This window comes from Ruegeria sp. S263, assembly GCF_056780525.1.
The window spans coordinates 229531-244923 of sequence record NZ_CM165558.1 but is presented as its reverse complement, the minus strand read 5'-3'; the positions used below and the strand labels follow the sequence as shown (position 1 = coordinate 244923).

The 15393-nt window shown below is 58.7% G+C and carries 14 protein-coding genes; 9 read left to right on the top strand and 5 right to left on the bottom strand.

Annotation, left to right across the window (positions count from 1 at the left end; all coding sequences use genetic code 11):
* Positions 1-22: 22 nt before the first annotated feature.
* From ACT2B1_RS01160 to ACT2B1_RS01140, 5 genes are all read right to left on the bottom strand, one after another.
* Positions 23-796: a citryl-CoA lyase gene (locus tag ACT2B1_RS01160; RefSeq protein ID WP_481668410.1), complete on the bottom strand. Its 774-nt coding sequence runs from the start codon at positions 794-796 to the stop codon at positions 23-25.
* Positions 793-1980: a CaiB/BaiF CoA transferase family protein gene (locus ACT2B1_RS01155; protein ID WP_481668409.1), complete on the bottom strand. Its 1188-nt coding sequence runs from the start codon at positions 1978-1980 to the stop codon at positions 793-795. The genes ACT2B1_RS01160 and ACT2B1_RS01155 overlap by 4 nt, the downstream gene beginning before the upstream one ends.
* Positions 1970-3481 (bottom strand): tripartite tricarboxylate transporter permease, encoded by a 1512-nt coding sequence (locus tag ACT2B1_RS01150; protein ID WP_171123686.1) that lies wholly within the window; start codon positions 3479-3481, stop codon positions 1970-1972. Before ACT2B1_RS01150 ends, ACT2B1_RS01155 begins: the two co-directional genes overlap by 11 nt.
* A gap of 1 nt (position 3482) precedes the next feature.
* Entirely contained in the window at positions 3483-3965 is a 483-nt protein-coding gene (locus ACT2B1_RS01145) for a tripartite tricarboxylate transporter TctB family protein (RefSeq protein ID WP_171123684.1), read from the bottom strand.
* Between the two features lie 66 nt (positions 3966-4031).
* A complete protein-coding gene (locus ACT2B1_RS01140) occupies positions 4032-5012 on the bottom strand; it encodes a Bug family tripartite tricarboxylate transporter substrate binding protein (protein ID WP_171123682.1) in 981 nt (326 codons plus the stop codon).
* Between the two features lie 108 nt (positions 5013-5120).
* On the opposite strand from ACT2B1_RS01140, the gene ACT2B1_RS01135 reads away from it, so the two are divergent.
* From ACT2B1_RS01135 to ACT2B1_RS01095, 9 genes are all read left to right on the top strand, one after another.
* Positions 5121-5789, top strand: coding sequence for a response regulator transcription factor (locus ACT2B1_RS01135; protein ID WP_171123680.1), 669 nt, complete (start codon positions 5121-5123; stop codon positions 5787-5789).
* Positions 5779-7140, top strand: a complete 1362-nt coding sequence (locus ACT2B1_RS01130; protein ID WP_171240489.1) for a sensor histidine kinase — start codon at positions 5779-5781, stop codon at positions 7138-7140. Before ACT2B1_RS01135 ends, ACT2B1_RS01130 begins: the two co-directional genes overlap by 11 nt.
* A complete protein-coding gene (locus ACT2B1_RS01125; protein ID WP_171240490.1) occupies positions 7119-8123 on the top strand; it encodes an ABC transporter substrate-binding protein in 1005 nt (334 codons plus the stop codon). The genes ACT2B1_RS01130 and ACT2B1_RS01125 overlap by 22 nt, the downstream gene beginning before the upstream one ends.
* Before the next feature lie 120 nt (positions 8124-8243).
* Positions 8244-9335: an MHYT domain-containing protein gene (locus ACT2B1_RS01120; protein WP_171123674.1), complete on the top strand. Its 1092-nt coding sequence runs from the start codon at positions 8244-8246 to the stop codon at positions 9333-9335.
* A 140-nt stretch (positions 9336-9475) separates the two neighbouring features.
* Entirely contained in the window at positions 9476-10309 is an 834-nt protein-coding gene (locus tag ACT2B1_RS01115; protein WP_481668408.1) for an FAD binding domain-containing protein, read from the top strand.
* A 12-nt stretch (positions 10310-10321) separates the two neighbouring features.
* The gene (locus ACT2B1_RS01110) at positions 10322-10816 is read left to right on the top strand and encodes a (2Fe-2S)-binding protein (RefSeq protein WP_171123669.1); all 495 of its coding nucleotides are present in this window, start codon (positions 10322-10324) and stop codon (positions 10814-10816) included.
* Positions 10813-13230, top strand: coding sequence for an aerobic carbon-monoxide dehydrogenase large subunit (locus tag ACT2B1_RS01105; protein WP_171240492.1), 2418 nt, complete (start codon positions 10813-10815; stop codon positions 13228-13230). The genes ACT2B1_RS01110 and ACT2B1_RS01105 overlap by 4 nt, the downstream gene beginning before the upstream one ends.
* Before the next feature lie 170 nt (positions 13231-13400).
* Positions 13401-14201, top strand: a complete 801-nt coding sequence (locus ACT2B1_RS01100; RefSeq protein WP_371808237.1) for an AAA family ATPase — start codon at positions 13401-13403, stop codon at positions 14199-14201.
* Entirely contained in the window at positions 14201-15388 is a 1188-nt protein-coding gene (locus tag ACT2B1_RS01095) for a vWA domain-containing protein (protein WP_171240494.1), read from the top strand. The genes ACT2B1_RS01100 and ACT2B1_RS01095 overlap by 1 nt, the downstream gene beginning before the upstream one ends.
* Positions 15389-15393 lie beyond the last annotated feature (5 nt).

The following is a 15393-nucleotide window of genomic DNA, read 5'->3' as shown; positions in this document are numbered from 1 at the left end:
CCCTTTAGAACCCTGTTACCCTTCAAGTGTCGTTGGGCCGATACGTCCAGCGGTACTTTGGTGGGGTCGGACCCTTGTTTCGGCCACCCTGCTGAGTTTGCTCCCAAGCGTGTGCCAGAATGCCGACAGATCGGGACAGGCAAAAAAGGCCGCGCGCCAGCGGTGCGTCAAAACCAAGCTCGGCATAGATCACCGCTGTGGCACCGTCGATATTCATCGGAACGGGCTTGCCTTTGCGCCGGGCCAGGTCCTCTTCGATGTCATGCGCTACGGACTTGTAGCGCCCGTCACAGGCACCTGCCTCAATCGCTTCGTCCACAAGATGCATTAAACGCGGGGCGCGCGGATCGGTTGGGGTGTGAAAACGGTGGCCAAACCCGGGCAGAATTTTCCCCTGCGCGGCGATCCAGTCATCCAGTGCCGGGCCAACGGCGGATGAGTGCGCGTTGACGAACTGATACAGGTTCACCGCTTGCTCACCAGCACCGCCGTGAACGTCACCCAGCATATTCACCGCGCTTGCCATGGCGTTGTTGAGCGGCAGACCGCACGTCACCGCCATACGCGCCGTAGCAATCGAAGGGGCTTGCGGCCCGTGATCCACGGCTGCAACCAGCGCGGCCTCGAACAATTTCAACTGTGCGGGGGATGGTCTGTCGCCGCGCACCATGAACCAGATCATTTCCGCAAAACCAAGGGTGCCGATAAGGTCCTGAATGGGTGTGCCCCGCAGGTCTATTCGTCCGGGTTCCATGTCGATGATGGATGTTGTCCACCAGTCGGCGACATCGCTCATATGACCCCCTCCTTCACCAATGCGTTGATTTCGTCACGAGTCAGGCCAAGCTCTGACCAGATCGCGACATTATCCGCCCCTAATTCCGGTGGCGAGGTCCGGGGCATTCTGCGTTGACCGTCCCTTACGACAGGGCTGCCGGTCAGTTTCAGTTTTTTGTTCTGAACTGGCAGAGTGCCAATCAATCCGCGGCCTGCAAGCTGTTCGTCGTCCAGCGCCTCGGGCACGGTCATTACCTGCCCGGTCGGGACGCCTAAGGCGTTCAGCTCACCAACCCATTCCCGGGCGGGTCGGGTGCGCAGAGTGGCTTCCAGATCGTCCTTTAGGGCGTGGCGGTTCCTCTTGCGATCTTCGCGCGTGGCATAGTCAGGGTTGTCCAGCAAATCGTCCCGCCCAAGGTGCCGGGCGAGCGCCTGCCATTGTTCGTCGCGGTTGGCCGCGATGTTGATCGGATTATCCGCTGTGGCAAAAGTTCCTGACGGGGCAGACGTGGTGTTTTCGTTTCCATGCGCCCCCGGCGTGACGCCCCCGATCAGGTAGTTCGATACCACCCAACCCATAGTGGAGACCACGGCCTCGGACATTGCGATATCCAAAAACGCGCCGCGCGGCCTCGCGTTCAGGGCGGCACTGATTGCGAAGGCGGCCGTCAGCCCTCCGACGGTATCGGCCAGCGGGTAACCGACGCGATAGGGCGCTGTATCGGCTGCTCCGGTGATCGACATGACACCGCTGATACCCTGCACGATCTGGTCGTAGGCCGGGTCTTTTTTGCGAGGACCGTCCTGCCCAAAACCGCTGATCGCGCAATAGATCAGATTGGCATTTTCAGTGCGCAGCACGTCATAGCCAAGGCCAAGGCGGTCCATGACACCGGGCCGGAAGTTTTCGACCAGCACGTCGGCGGTTTGCACCAGCTTCTTCAGCAAGGCTTTGCCTTTGGCGGATTTCATATTCAGTGTGACGGATTTCTTATCCGCGTTTTGTGCAAGAAAGCTGATCCCCATCCCGGCCGTGTTTCGATCCGGGTCAGCCCCCAACACCCGAGCAAGGTCGCCGCCCTGTGGACGTTCGACCTTGATCACTTCGGCGCCCATCAGGGCAAGTTGATAGCAGCAATACGGGCCTGCCAGAACATTCGTCAGGTCAAGAACCCGTATCGCTGCCAGAGGCTCAGTCGCCATCAGCGATACCGGCAGCCCGTGCCCGCGCGCGGCGCGCGCGATAGCTGGGCAGCAGCACCAGCAGCGCGGCGATGACCAGCAGGCCCAGCGTCATGGGACGTTCCCAGATAAACGCGATTCCGTCATAGAGCTGCATGGACCTTGCAAAGTTGTCCTCCATCATTCCGCCGAGGATGAACCCAATCAGAAGCGGGGCCAGCGGATAGTCGGCAAACTTCAAAGCCGTGGCGCAGACGCCGAAGCCAACAAGGATCAACAGCTCGGTCGCATTGTTCTGCCCGATATAGGCCCCCATCAGGGTAAAGAACAAAATGAACGGGATCAGGTAGTTGCGGGGAACCGACAGCACCTTGGCGATGTACGGGATCAGCGGCAGGTTCAGGATCAGCAGGACAAGGTTGCCGATGAACATCGACATGATCACCGCCCAGAAGATCTGTGGCTCGTCCAGCATTAGTCGCGGTCCGGGTGTCACGTTCAAGGCAATCAGCGCGCCCAGCAGGATCGCAGTTGTGCCGGAACCGGGAATACCCAGCGTCAGCAGCGGAACGAATGATCCGGTACAGGCGGCGTTGTTTGCTGTTTCCGGGGCTGCCAGACCCTTGATCGAGCCTTTGCCGAATTCTTCCTGTTCCTCTTTCGGGGCAATGTTGCGCTCAACAGCGTAGCCAAGGAAGCTGGCGATTGTCGCGCCCGCGCCGGGAAGAACACCGATGAAGAAACCTTGTACGGATTGGCGACCCACGACAGGTGCGATAGCCTTGGCTTCTGCCTTGGTAATGCGCAGGTCTTTGATCTCGCCATCATCACCTTTCAGATCTTTTGGCTTCAGGACCAGAAACAGCGCCTCGGGCAAGGCGAACATGGCCATGGCCAGCGTGATGAACCCAAAACCGGATTGCAGGTCCATAATCCCCATGGTGAAACGGGGTAGGTTGAACAATGCGCCTTCGCCTACGGTTGCCATGATAAGCCCAAGAACGGTCATGATGACGGCCTTGGCGACTTGCCCGCTTCCAGCAAAGGCAGCGATGGCCGACAGACCGACAACCATCAGCGCGAAATACTCGGCTGAATGGAACAAAAGCGCCACTGATGAAAGGGCAGGGGCAAACACCATTAACAGCACGGCACCCAGCGTGCCGCCTGCGAAACTGGCGATCGCGGCGATTGTCAGCGCTTTGCCTGCTTTGCCTTGTCGCGCCATCGGGTAGCCATCGAAACTTGAGGCCACCGTCCCCGCGACCCCCGGCGCGTTCAGCAGGATCGAGGATGTCGAGCCACCAAAGATCGCGCCATAGTAAACCCCGGCCAGCAGGATCAGCGCGGCGGACGGGTCGCCCATCGAGATCGCAACCGGGATCATGATAGCGATGATCGACATGGGTCCAAGACCGGGCAACATCCCGATGAATGTGCCGATCAGACATCCCGCGATGACCATCAGAAGGTTTTGGATTGAGAATGCCGTTTGCAGGCCGATCAGAAGTCCTTCAAGCATGTCAGCCTCCGAAAAAGCCCGGCAGCGGGCGCATGTAGATGCCAAGAACTTCCTGGACCAGATACCAGACCGCCCCCGTCGCAATGAAGGCAACAGGCAGCATGATGTGCCACTTGCGCTCGCCCAGAATGAATGAGCCAAGGATCAGGAATGCCGACGTCGAAATCAGGAAACCGACAGGACGCAGGCACAGGGCATAGATCACCATCAAAGCCAGCAGCATCAGCGCCTGATCCAGGTGGTATTCGCCCAGACGCCGATAGTCGATATCGGCTTCTTTCACCTCGGACTTTTCAAAGCCCAGCAGGATGATCGTTGTGGTGATGATCCCCAGAATGGACAGCACTTTGGGGAAGGTGCTTGGCCAGATTGGATTTCGTTGCATGAAAGGGGGAAGGCTACTGTCCATCGTGAACCAGGCGGCGTAGCCATATGTTAAACAAACACCCAGCAGAACGAGCGCGATCCAGCGATCCAACGCCATGATGCCCCCTCCTATTTTGTTGTCTTTGGGGAAGGCAGAGCGGCGGTCCGCTCTGCCAGTTTTCAGTTAGAGGAAGCCCAGCTTCTTCATCAGATCACCGATCTGCTGTTCCTGCTGCTCAAGGAACGTCTGGAAGTCAGCCCCCGAGTTGTGGATGTTCACCCAACCGTTGCGCGCCCGAACCTCTTCCCATTCAGGAGTGTCGTACATCTTGGCGATTGCGTCTTGATATGCCGCCAGCTTGTCTTCCGGCAGGCCGGGTGCTGCGAAGAAACCGCGCCAGTTGACGAAGGTGGTATCAATACCCTGTTCCATCATGGTCATCGCATCAGGAGCGGCGTCAACGCGTTCTTCCGCGGTTACGCCGATGATCTTGACCTCACCTGCATTTGCCAGATCGACGGCTTCCGAGAAACCGGTCGACAGCGCCGCAATCTCACCGGACAGCAGGGCTGCCATGGCTTTGCCACCTGCGTCATAGGGGATGTATTTCACGGCCAGAGCGTCTTTGCCTGCCGCTTCCATCACCATAGCCGCCACCAGATGGTCCATACCACCCGGAACCGAGCCACCGCCGATTGCCGTCCCTGCGGGGTCAGCGTCAAAGGCAGCCAGCAGATCGTCCATCGAGTTGATGGGGCTGTCCTTGCCCACAACAATCGCCGCATAGTCGCCGATTGTGCCGGAAACCAGAGTCAGGTCGCGGAAGTTATGCGGGAACACGCCGGTCAGCGAACGGATAACGATGGGGGTCGAGTTGACCATCAGCGTGCCGTGATTGCTGTCGGCGTTTTCGATTAGAAAGCCGATGGCTTTGCCGCCGCCGCCACCTGACATGTTTTCGTAGGATGCGGTTCCGACCAGACCTGCGTTCGTCAGCGCTTCGCCCGTGCCACGGGCCGTGCCGTCCCAGCCGCCGCCAGCGCCACCGGGAATCAGAAAGTGGATACTGTCTACGACCTGATCTTCGGCCAGCGCCGGACCGGTCAGGCCGATAGCGGCCACAGCTGCGATTAGGGCGCGACGGCCCAGTTTGAATGTCGTCATGGTTTCCTCCCGTTTGACAACCGGCCGCATGGCGGCTCAGATTGGACGGAACAAAAACACACCAACCTGACATCAACCTGTCACGCGGCAAAATACTGTTTGGGCCCGATGAAATTTCTGCTTGTCGAAGACAATCTGGATCTCGCGAATGCGGTCAGTTCGCGCATGCGGCTGGACGGCCATGTCATTGATCATGCATCGAATTTGGAAGACGCCACTGCCTTTGTCGAAACCGAAGAATACGACCTGATTCTGTTGGACATCATGCTGCCGGATGGGGATGGCCGGGACTTTCTGAAACGGCACCGGGCCAGCCGTCTGGACACGCCGGTGATCGTTTTGACTGCGCGCAGTCAGGTTTCGGATCGAATCGGTTCACTTGATCTGGGGGCGGATGACTACGTGACCAAGCCGTTTGATCATGCCGAGCTTGAGGCCCGCTGCCGCGCCGTCCTGCGCCGGAAATCCGGCAGCGCCAAATCCACGATCGAGATCGGCGGTGTCGTGTTTGATCCTGTGGCCGGTCATTTAACCGTGGCCGGGGAAACCCTTTCGCTGCGCAATCGGGAACTGCGCATGATGGAGTTGTTCATCAATGCGCCCGGCCACGTGTTTTCGAAACAGAAACTCGCTGACAGGCTGTTTTCTTATGATGACAGCGTGACGGATAACGCGATTGAGGTTTATGTCGGTCGCCTGCGCAAACATCTTGAGCCTTCGGACTTGAAGATAACCACGCTGCGTGGTCTGGGGTACAGGTTGGACCATGACCACTAATCCCAACGTTTCAGGGTCGCTCAGAAACAGGCTTGTTCTGACCCTGATCGGCGGTGCAGCGGTTCTGGCCGTGTTGTTGTTCTTTGCGGTTCGGAACTATGCCGCACAGGTGGCCCAACAAGGTCAGGACAACATCCTTGAGGCGTCCGTGACGTCCATTCTTGATGCCGCCGCGCTGCGGGATGGGGTGCTGGAGGTGGATATTCCCTATGCCGCGTTCTCGATGCTGACTACCCCAACCGATGATAGGGTGTTTTATGCCATTTATCAGGACGGTGTGTTTCTGTCCGGCTACGAAGATTTGCGGCTGGCAGCGGCCTCAGCCCAAAGCGATTGGTCCTTTACATCCGGTGAATTGCGCGGCGAACGCATTCGACAGGTCAGCGCAAGCCGAACGCTTGTGGGGCTGGGCCGGCAGACTGAAATCGAAGTTGTACTTGGTCAGACGCAGGACGCACTTTCACGGACCCTCGACCAGATCTCGCGCAATGCCGCATTTCTGGGGCTGGGGTTCTTTCTTTTGACGGCGGCGCTGTCTTTCTGGATCACGTCGACCACGATCGGACAGCTTAACAAACTGACGACATCCGTCACGCGGCGGGGTCCTCAGGACCTGAGCCCTTTCAAAAAGCCGGTGCCACGGGAAATGGCACCTTTGGTCATGTCTCTGAACTCTCTGATGGGGCGCTTGGATCAATCGCTCAGCCAGTCCGAGGATTTCATCGCTGAGGCCGCACATCGTGTCCGCACCCCTTTGGCAACCGTGCGGTCTTATGCCGAAGCGACGCTGCACCGTGTTGAGCGCAAGGAAAACCGCGAGGCGCTGCGGGCGATGGTGCGGGCAATCGACGAAAGCTCGCGCGCGGCGGGGCAGCTTTTGGATCATGCCATGATTACATTCCGCACGGACCACCTTGTGCGTGAGGATGTGGATTTGGTCGAATTGATCCGTGACCTTGTTCAAAGACTGACACCAATCGCGGAAATGAAGGAGTTGTCTTTGTCCATGACAGGTGATCCTACGGTCCCCTATTCCGGCGATCCGATTCTGATCCAGAACGCGGTGCGAAACATGATCGACAACGCGTTGAAATACGCTCCGTTGGACAGCACGGTCGAGATTGAGATTACCGGAAAGCCCGAAATCAAGGTGAGCGATTCCGGCCCCGGTTTTCTTCCTGAAGAGATTGAGACACTGACCCGCAGGTTCGAACGCGGCAAAAACGCGGCCGGAACAATCGGCTCGGGTCTGGGGCTGACGATCGCTCAGGACGTGGCGATTGCACATGGCGGCACGCTTGTTCTGACAAATCAGCCATCGGGGGGCGCATGCGTTATCTTATCGCTTTAGTTCTGCTTGTCCTGCCTGGACTCGGATGGGCCGACGATTGGGAAGATCAACTGATCTTCAACGAAGGTGCAGACGGTCCGCGCCTGCGCGTCATTTCCAGCACGGACACGGTATTGTTCGCCCCTTTGATTGATGGATTTGTCGCACAGAACCCCAATATCAGTGTCGAATACCTTGTTTCGGGGACTGCCGATATCAATCAACGCGTCCGCGCCACGCCGGATGCCTTTGATATTGTCGTTTCAAGCGCGATGGACCTGCAGTTAAAGTTGGCAAATGACGGGTTTGCCCTGCCATTAAAGGATATCGAGACACCATCGTGGGCCCAGTGGCACCAAAGCCTGTTTGCCTTTACGACCGAACCCGCGGCCATCGTGATCAACCGCGCAGCGTTCGAGGGTCAGGACATTCCGCAGACGCGTCAGGGCCTGATCGAGGCGCTGCGCAAACGGCCTGAAGAGTTTCGGGGCAGGATCGGAACCTATGATGTGCGCGACTCGGGTCTTGGCTACCTTTTTGCAACTCAGGACGCACGTGCGTCCGAGACATTTTGGCGGCTGATGGAGGTCATGGGCGGCCTTGATGTGCGCCTGTATTGCTGTTCCGGCGAGATGATCAACGATCTTGCCGATGGTACAATTCTGGTGGCCTACAATGTTCTTGGCAGCTACGCCGCCGTTCGCGCCGAGCGCAAGGATGCCCTTGAAGTGATTTTTCCGACCGATTTCCAAACGATCATGATGCGCACCGCGCTAGTGTCCAGGGCGACTCAGCAACCGGACGCGGCCGAGGCTTTTATCCAGTACCTTGTCGAAGAAAGGCCAGTGGCGCAGGGCAGCCAGCTATCTCTTCCTCCGCTCATGTCTCAGGGTGAGTCAACGGATCATGAGACAATCGGGTTGAATCCGGCCTTGCTGACATTTCTGGATGATTTGAAACGAAAAAAGTTTCTGTCTGCGTGGGAAAATGCGGTCATCCAGTAGGCGCGCCGTTGTAACCATGACGTGCGCATGAATGGTTTGTTTTCCACCTTTCAGCCAATTGTCCCAATCAAATCCGTTTGCTAACGTCGCCCTCGCGTCGAGGAGGGCGCGCAAACCGAAATGCTGGACTATTCGCATAACGCCTGGCTTGTGGCGGCGTCGTTGGCCGTAGCGCTGATGGCGGGCTTCACTGGCCTATACCTTACGCATGGCGCGTCCAAGTTGGATGATCAGAGGCGCAAGATTGTTGTCGCTCTGGCTGCGGTGGTTCTGGGTGGCGGGATTTGGTCGATGCATTTCGTGGCCATGCTGGGCCTGCAACTGCCTATCCTATTCTATTATGATGCGCTGATCACACTGATCTCGGCTTTGGTGGCGATCCTTATGGTCGGTCTGGCGCTGTTGCTGCTGCATTTCAGGCCACGCTCGGTGCAAACGATTGTTGGCGCGGGCGTCATCGTCGGCCTTGGCATCGTGGTGATGCACTATATTGGCATGGCTGGGATGGAGCTGTGCCGCCCGGTCTATAACGCCTGGGATGTTGCGATCTCGACCTTGGCCTCGGTGGGGCTGTCGGTGGTGGCAATCTGGGTAGCTTATGACAACCGCACCCAGCGCAATATCCTGCTTGGTACGGCATGTTTTGGGCTGGCCGTGTTTTCAATGCATTTCGTAGCCACCGGCCTCACGGATTTTGTTGCCAGTGACAGCGCCGGCGGTGCAGGTCCCGCGCTGAACAATCAGGTTCTGGCGATGGGCGTGACCGTAGCCGTGTTCCTGATCTGCGGTGCCTTCCTGCTGACCGGCGTCAGTTTCCTTGAGCCGGCTGTGGCGGAGCCTGCGCCTGCCCCAACCCCGGAACCCGAGCCTGCGGTGCTTCGGGCGGGGGTTCCGTTTGAACGGGAAGGCCAGACCTTTTTCGCCGAACCCGCCCGTATCGCCGCCATCCGTGCCGAAGGGCATTACACCGTCTTGTACATGGGTGCGGAAAAGCTGTTCTGCCCGTGGTCGATCACCGAAGCAGAATCCCGACTTGCGCCCGACGGCTTTCTGCGCGCCCACCGCAGTTATCTGGTGAACCCCAAACATGTCTCAAGTTTCGAGCGGCACAAGGACAACGGCACCTGTTACTTTGACGATGTTGATGCTTTGACCAAGGTCCCTGTCAGCCGATCGCGACTTTCTGATATTCGCGACGCGCTGGGCCTTTGATCGCAACTCGTGCAGCCCATTCGCATTTCGTGAAACAACCTGCGCGCCCCGTTCCCCTTAACTGGAACGGCTGATGTGACCGTTCTTTCCTTACCCTAGGTCCCCCAAGGCATATCGCTTCGGACCCAGGGAGGAAAAACATGATACCAGCCGGTTTTGAGTATCACCGGCCAGGCGACATCGCCTCGGCCATCGGCATTCTACAGGAACACGGAGACGAGGCGCGGGTGATCGCGGGCGGGCACAGCCTGATCCCGATGATGAAGCTGCGTATGGCAGAGATGGGCCACTTGGTTGACCTTCAAGCCATTGATGAGCTGAAGGGCATCCAGATCGGGTCCGACACCGTCACGTTGGGCACGATGGTCACGCAGCATGAGCTGATCACCCATGACGGTCTTGCCGCCGCTATTCCGCTGATCCGCGAGGCGGCGTTGCAGATCGCCGATCCGCAGGTGCGGTATATGGGCACTGTCGGTGGCAACGTGGCCAATGGCGATCCGGGCAATGACATGCCGGGGTTGATGCAGTGTCTGAACGCGACGTTTGAACTGTCCGGTCCCGATGGCAACCGCAGCGTGGCTGCGCGCGAATTCTATGAGGCCGCGTATTTCACCGCGCGCGAGGATGAGGAAATCCTGACACGTATCTCGATCCCGGTTCCGGGCGCTGGCGTCGGTCAGGCATATGAAAAGCAAAAGCGCAAGATCGGGGATTATGCGACGGCTGCGGCTGCGGTGATGGTGGGCAACGGAACGGCGTCGGTCGCGATGACCAACCTGGCTGACACGCCGATCTGGTCCGAAAGCGCAAGCGCCGCGTTGGCGGACGGTGATGCAAACGGGTGCGTCGCGGCAATGCTGGATGCGATTGAACCTGTGGCTGACAACCGCGGCCCCGTCGAATTCAAGAAACATGTGGCCGCTGTGATGCTGCGCCGCGCCATCGACCGCGCACAAAACCGCGCGAGTTGAGGAGGGGATAACATGTCAAAAATGCACGTCAAACTCACCGTGAACGGGCGCGAGGTCGAAGGTCTGGCCGAGCCGCGCACGTTGCTGATCCATTTCCTGCGGGAAGATCTGAAAATCACCGGCCCCCATATCGGTTGCGAGACCAGCCATTGCGGCGCTTGCACCGTTGATATCGATGGCAAGTCCGTCAAGTCCTGCACTACCTTTGTGGCGCAGGTGAACGGGTCCGATATCACTACCGTCGAAGGGCTCACTAACGACGATGGCAGCCTTGGTGTCTTGCAGGAAATGTTCCGCGAACATCATGGTCTGCAATGCGGCTTCTGCACGCCGGGCATGATCACCCGCGCGCATCGCCTGCTTCAGGAAAACCCCAACCCAACCGAAGAAGAAATTCGTTTCGGGATGGCAGGGAACCTGTGCCGCTGCACCGGGTATCAGAACATCGTCAAGGCAATCTCGGCCTCGGCTGACATGCTGAACGCTCAGAAGGAGGCCGCGGAATGAACGACCAAACAATGACCCCCGAAGAACGCGCCGCCAACCTCAAGGGCATGGGCAGCTCGCGCAAACGCGTCGAGGATGTGCGCTTTACCCAAGGCAAGGGCAATTATGTCGATGACATCAAGCTGGATGGCATGCTGTTCGGCGACTTTGTGCGCTCCCCCTACGCACATGCCCGCGTTGTCAGCGTGAACAAAGAGGCCGCCTTGGCGCTGCCCGGTGTGATCGCTGTTCTGACGGCAGAAGATCTGGCCCCGCTGGGCCTGCATTGGATGCCAACGCTGGCCGGTGACAAACAAATGGTTCTGGCCGACGGAAAGGTGCTGTTCCAAGGACAGGAAGTAGCCTTTGTCGTGGCCGAGGATCGCTATATCGCGGCCGATGCGGCGGAACTGGTCGAGGTCGAATACGAAGAACTGCCCGTTCTGACCGATCCGTTCGAGGCGCTGAAATCCGATGTGGTCCTGCGCGAAGACATCGCGGATCAAACCGAGGGCGCACACGGCCCCCGCAAACATCACAACCACATTTTTACCTGGGAGCAGGGCGATAAAGACGCGACCGAGGCTATTCTGGCCGAGGCTGACGTGGTCGCCGAAGAGATGGTGTATTACCACCGCACCCATCCGTGCCCGCTTGAGACCTGTGGGTCCGTGGCCAGCATGGACAAAGTGACAGGCAAGCTGACGCTGTATGGTACGTTTCAGGCCCCGCACGCGATCCGCACGGTTGTGTCGCTGATCTCGGGCATTGCGGAACATAACATCCGTGTCGTCAGCCCCGATATCGGTGGCGGGTTCGGCAACAAAGTTGGGGCTTATGCTGGCTATGTCTGCTCGGTCGTGGCCTCAATTGTCACTGGCAAGCCAGTGAAATGGGTCGAGGACCGGATGGAAAACCTGATGTCCACCGCCTTTGCCCGCGATTACTGGATGCAGGGCAAGATCGCCGCCACCAAGGACGGCAAGATCACCGGTCTGTGGTGCCACACCACGGCGGACCATGGCGGGTTCGACGCCTGTGCTGATCCAACCAAGTTCCCGGCGGGGTTCATGAATATCTGCACAGGGTCTTATGACATCCCGACCGCCTATCTGGCCGTGGATGGGGTCTATACCAACAAGGCTCCGGGCGGGGTGGCTTATCGCTGTTCCTTCCGTGTGACCGAGGCGGCCTATTTCATCGAACGCATGATTGAGGTTCTGGCGATTAAGCTGAACATGGACGCGGCTGAACTGCGCCGGATCAACTTCATCAAGGCCGATCAGTTCCCATATCAGTCGGCGCTGGGCTGGGAATATGACTCGGGCGATTATCACACCGCTTGGGATAAGGCGCTGAAGGCCGTGGACTATGAAGGTTTGCGCGCGGAACAGGCGCAGCGGGTTGAGGACTTCAAGGCAGGTAAAACCCGCAAGCTGATCGGTATTGGACTGACGCATTTCACCGAGATCGTAGGCGCTGGTCCGGTGAAGAACTGTGATATCCTTGGGCTTGGCATGTTCGACTCGTGCGAAATCCGCATCCACCCGACGGGTTCGGCCATCGCGCGGCTGGGGACGATCTCTCAGGGTCAGGGCCACGCCACGACCTTTGCGCAGATCATTGCCAGTGAGATCGGCCTGCCTGCGGATGACATCACTTTGGAAGAAGGCGACACCGACACCGCACCCTATGGTCTGGGGACTTACGGGTCCCGGTCTACGCCTGTGGCGGGGGCGGCGACCGCCATGGCTGCGCGCAAAATCCGCGCCAAGGCGCAGATGATCGCGGCTTATTTGCTTGAGGTCCATGACGACGACGTTGAGTGGGATGTGGATCGGTTCTCGGTCAAGGGCGCGCCCGAGCGGTTCAAGACGATGAAAGAAATCGCCTTCGCCGCCTATAATCAGGCGATCCCAGGGCTGGAGCCGGGTCTGGAGGCCGTCAGCTACTATGACCCGCCGAACATGACTTACCCGTTCGGGGCCTATATCTGCGTCATGGAGATCGACGTGGACACCGGCGAATGGGACGTTCGGAAGTTCTATGCGCTGGACGATTGCGGCACCCGGATCAACCCGATGATCATCGACGGGCAGGTTCATGGCGGCGTAACCGAGGCGTTGGCTATCGCGATGGGGCAAGAGATTGCCTATGACGAGATGGGTAACGTTAAGACTGGCACGCTGATGGATTTCTTCCTGCCGACCGCGTGGGAGACGCCGAACTATATCACCGACTATACGGTGACGCCGTCTCCGCACCATCCAATCGGTGCAAAAGGCGTCGGAGAAAGTCCGAATGTTGGGGGCGTGCCTTGTTTCTCGAACGCGGTGCATGATGCGTTCCGGCCCTTTGGGTTGGTGCAGAGCCATATGCCGCATGACCATTGGCGGATCTGGAAGATCGCCAATGGGTTGGGGATGCATGGGTGATTGGGTTCGGACCGGCCTGGGCCGGTCCGACCGGACGGAGGGGGCCAGCCCCCTCCGAACCTCCCCCGGGATATTTTTAGCCAGATGAAGAATGGATCCTGGTTTTGACTTTGAGTGATGTGCAGAACGGATTGGCCGCGCAGGGCTATGTTGCTGATAATCGGTTGGCAATGGCGCTGCACTTGGCGCAGGCTTTGGGGCGACCATTATTGCTGGAAGGGCCGGCAGGGGTTGGCAAGACCGAGGTCGCCAAGGCTATGGCCGCATGGCGGGACACGCGTCTTATTCGGTTGCAGTGTTACGAAGGGCTGGACGCCAGTCATGCCATCTATGAATGGAACTATCAGCGTCAGTTATTGGCTATTCGCGCGAGTGAAGCGCAGGGCGGAGCCAGCGAAGCACAAGTATTTTCGGACGAGTATCTGCTGAAAAGACCTTTGTTAGAGGCTATTGGGGAAGAAAAACCACCGGTTTTGCTGATTGACGAAATTGACCGGGCGGATGAGGAATTTGAAGCTTATCTTTTGGAAATCCTATCTGATTTTCAGATCACGATTCCGGAATTGGGGACGATTAAGGCGCGGGTTCGGCCAATCGTAATCCTGACGGCAAACGGCACGCGAGACTTGTCGGACGCGTTGCGTCGGAGGTGCCTATACAGCTTCCTGGACTATCCGTCACGCGAGACGGAACTGGCGATTTTGCGGGCCCGGATGCCTGAGATCGAGGGCGCTTTGGCGCGGCAGATCATTGGTGTGGTGCAGGCGCTTCGGAAAGAAGACCTTGAGAAGACGCCTGGCATTGCTGAAATGCTGGATTGGTCTGCGGCTTTGGCCGGATTGGGCGTGAATGATCTGGCCCAGGCGCGTGATGAGGTTCAGGCAACGCTTGTCTGCCTGCTGAAAACAGCCGCTGACTATGATGCGGCCCCGCCCGAGGTGATGGATCGCTTGATTGGAAAGGTTGCGTAATGCAGGTCACGCGGTTTCCTTCCCGTGCTTCTGGATTTGCGGATCGCATGTCCGGCTTTGTGGCGCATCTGAGGATGAATGGGATGCGGGTAGGGCCAAAGGAAACAGCGGGCGCTTTGAACGCGTTGTCTTTGATTGACGCGACGGATGCGGGTCAGTCCCGGCGTGCTTTGTGCGCCGTGCTTGCAGGAGATGCCGAAGATTGGCGTCGGTTTGATGACTTGTTTGACTCGTATTGGTTCAACGCCGGGAAGCAACGGGAAGGGTCGGCCAAGTCTGCTCATGTTCGCGTCCAGTCGGCCAAACCGATGATCTGGCAGCAACAGGACAAGGCGCAGGACGCTGCGCAATCCGGAACAGATCAACCCACCACGCCGGATCCGGATGAGGGAGAGGCAGAGGGTATGGACGGCAGGCTGATCGCGACCCGAACGGCGAATCTGTCGCGTCGGGACTTGCGAGAGTTGATGGATGATGAGGCTCTGAATAAGGCCGAAAGGACCGCAACGTTGCTTGCCCGTGCTGTCCGTGACCGCCGGTCGCGCAGGCGCAAGCAGGCGTCGAAGGGGCCGGCGCTGGACCTGAGGCGGATACAGCGCGCCAGTCTTGCACGGGGCGGAGAGCCGATTGACCTGTACCGTCGCACCCGCCCACCGCGTCCGATGCGCATTGTTGCGTTATGCGATGTCAGCGGGTCCATGACTGTCTATTCCCGCGTATTCTTGGCATTTTTGAAGGGTTTGATCGGCAGCGGAACGGAGGCGGACGCCTATTTGTTTCACACGCGTCTGATGCGCGTCACCGATGCTCTGCGCGATCGCGATAGCCTGCGTGCGGCGGGGCGGCTTTCGCTGATGGCAGAGGGGTTCGGGGGCGGTACCGATATCTCGGGCAGCTTGGAGCGGTTCGTGTCAGGCTATGGTGCACGCGCGCTGAACGGTCGAACGATCGTGTTGATCCTGTCTGACGGGTATTGCAGTTCGGACCCGCAGGCGCTGGGCGCGGCTCTGGCGCGCATCCGGCGAAAGGCGCGGCGGATCGTCTGGCTGAACCCGTTGAAAGGGTGGGAAAACTACCAACCCATCGCGGCTGCAATGCAGGCGGCCGAGCCCTATCTGGATGCCCATCTTCCGGCCAATACGCTTGAAGCGCTTGCAGCGCTTGAAGCGCAATTCCGGAAATTGTGAAAGGA